A 2,660-nucleotide genomic window follows, 5' to 3' on the forward strand; every position below is an offset into this window, starting at 1 on the left:
CGTTTCCTGCAAATCCTGACGTTCCAACTCAGCAAGTCGGGTTTCGATAATGGCCCATACGGCCAGCATTAATGTCAAAGTTCGTTGTTGGCCATCAACGATATTCAGTCTATGTTCTTCATTGCTCTCAGCCTGATGAAACACTACTGAGCCCAGCCGATAAACCGATTTATCGAGATGACTGTTAATATCGGCAAACAGCTCGCTGATATTTTTCACCGTCCATTTATAAGGTCGTTGATAGGCTGGAATAGTTAAGTCAGTCAGGTTCAATAGACCCTTGACCGACAGTACTGTCTTATCAAGGGCATGTTTCATGACTGCTGAGCCAATGGTAAACGGATGCGCCCGGTCAGCAGCTGTTGCATCATTCCTTGTTTTATATCGCGTACTTTTGCAAGTCTCTGCTCTAATGCTACAAGTTCAATGTCCATGTCTGAGAGGATGGTTGCAATAGTATTTTGCTCTTCTAGCGATATAGGGATAGCAAATTTGAGTTGTCTCACCTGTGAAAAATTCAATCCTTCTCTATTTCCGCCAGCTTGAAAACTATCAATTTGTTTTTGACCGATGTCAGCGTTCATTAACTCTACAAGCAGTTTTGGAATTAATTTATCACTATTTACTCTGATGATGCAGACATGCTGATTTACATTTCCCCCTGTAATACGAAAATCTGACAATGCACATCTGCCAATAGATGCACCCGTTATATTCAGGAGCACATCATTTTCTGCTAATTCAGTCCCGGGAAAAGTTTTATGTATTGCATCTGAAATATAAGCAACATCAGATAGATCTAATTTACCCCAGCCAATATTCTGACTTCTGACAAATGGGTGTCCAGCTTCAGTATAAACTGATGAACCACCACTAGGAGTCTTACCACTGCCAACCTTATTTGCACATTCATCAATAGTAGAGATTATCCAATCTACTGGAATCAGACCTAATTCTGTATGTTTATAGCTCTTAATGGTGCCATCATGATGCTTCGAATACTGTGGTAAACGTGTGCAACCAGTCAGCAGTTGCTGAATTAAGGCGGTTTTGATAGCCTTTTTTTTGGCGATTAATTGCTCGAGTGCGATAATCAGTGCATCAGTATCTGAGAGCACGTTAGCAATAGCAAGCTGTTCTCTTGGGGTAGGGAGCGGGATTTTATAACTTAAAACTACCTTTTGAGATAATGTGGGAATCGCTCCACCAACAATTGTTTCCTCAATCTGATTTTGCACAATATCAGATTGCATTATGTATGCCAGAAATGCAGCAGGACTTTTTAGTCTCTTAAAGACTACTACCTGGGGGTTGAGGGTTGCATCCTCTTTTAAATTTTTTACTAACGCTATTTTTCCATAGGTTGAACCAGTCTTAACTAGCAGGATATCGTCTTCGTATATCTTTATCTCAGGTGACTCTTCATACTTCTGACGAGTAATATATGTTCCATGCGTAAAATTTGTACGCCCATCAAATATATTAGATGGACTAATGCTTAGTACTCCTTGGTCTTGTGATACAATATCAGCTTTTGTATAACCTCTGAAACCTATGCGTCCAAAAATAACGCATAAGTCTCCAATACTACTAACTTTCCAATCCTCTGGAATAATCCCCACCTCAGTCTGTTTATAACCAGTTGGGATCGATTTCAAATTCTGTGATTTATTCGTTTTCATTGTCATGCTCACAGCTTTATCGACTTAAGATGAACCGCAACTTTGGCCTCTAACTCAGCCACTAATTGTATGAGTTCATGCATAGTTGAGCTATAACGTTCTTCGAGCTCTTTCACTCGATTTGCCAACCGCTGCGTAACACTCTCGATCTCTGCTTCTAAAGCACTAATTAAACTAGCGTGCCATTTGTCCTGTACCAGCAGATTTCTAATTTCGTTATCAGTGAGTTTTGGATAATGAGCAAATACAGCATGATCCAGTTTTTCCTGCGCTTCTTTATGCGCTTTCTTGGTTTGGGTTTCGGCATCGAACAATGCCTGAGCGGCTTTTAGTGTCGCCTTTTCTTCTTTATCCGTGGCAATTTTAAGTCGTGCCTTAACGCTGGCAGCAGTCACTTTCTCTTTGTCGTTCATCGCATCAGCAAGTAATCCATCTTCTCCGCTGTTTTCTTCAAGGAAGCTTTCAAGTGCCTGGACTGCTTCATCATAAGCGACCTGAAGTTGCTCATTTTCCATCTTCTCGGTAGCAAAATAGCGAGCCACTAAAAGGGCTGGTGGCAATAGTTCAGCCTTATACTTCTTCTTGCCTATTACCAAATCCGGCGTTTCTTTGAGTTTTTCGCCTTTTTCTACAACCAGCTCCCGTAAGACTTTGCCTGCTTGCCAGCCATCCTGACTCAGAACATAAACATCGTCCTGCATCACCTCCATCCAGTAATCCATCAATAACTGATAGATAGCGTAGTTCTCAAGCAACGGACTGTCATCAGTTGCTTCAGCAGCATAGGCGGCGAGAAGCCGCTCACCAATCTCTTCAATCAGTTGTTTCGGTGAATCACCGCGAGCAATTTCATCAAGCTGACAACCAGCAAACCAATTTTCAAAGGGTATTAATGCACCAATTTTGAAAGCAGCAAATTCCGGGTGCGCCAGAATAGCACTCTTAACTTTACCTGCCTCGACTCGGGCATTGCTGTAG

Annotated in this window: 2 protein-coding genes and 1 pseudogene; all 3 read right to left on the reverse strand. The window is 41.8% G+C overall.

Annotated features, from left to right (window positions below; translation table 11 throughout):
* Positions 1-318, reverse strand: a 318-nt coding sequence (locus AC2A1E_RS23905) for a DUF262 domain-containing protein (protein ID WP_484385827.1), incomplete at its 3' end; no start/stop codon positions are given.
* Positions 315-1,688, reverse strand: a complete 1,374-nt coding sequence (locus AC2A1E_RS23910) for a restriction endonuclease subunit S (protein ID WP_484385828.1) — start codon at positions 1,686-1,688, stop codon at positions 315-317. The genes AC2A1E_RS23905 and AC2A1E_RS23910, both read right to left, overlap by 4 nt.
* Before the next feature lie 2 nt (positions 1,689-1,690).
* Positions 1,691-2,660: pseudogene (locus tag AC2A1E_RS23915) on the reverse strand (type I restriction endonuclease subunit M); the annotation flags it as partial.

This window comes from Serratia sp. HNCC26DJ206 (assembly GCF_057180605.1).

Excerpts from the sequence above, each read along its gene's own strand:
- AC2A1E_RS23910 (WP_484385828.1), bottom strand. The coding sequence starts at position 1,688 with ATGACAATGAAAACGAATAAATCACAGAATTTGAAATCGATCCCAACT.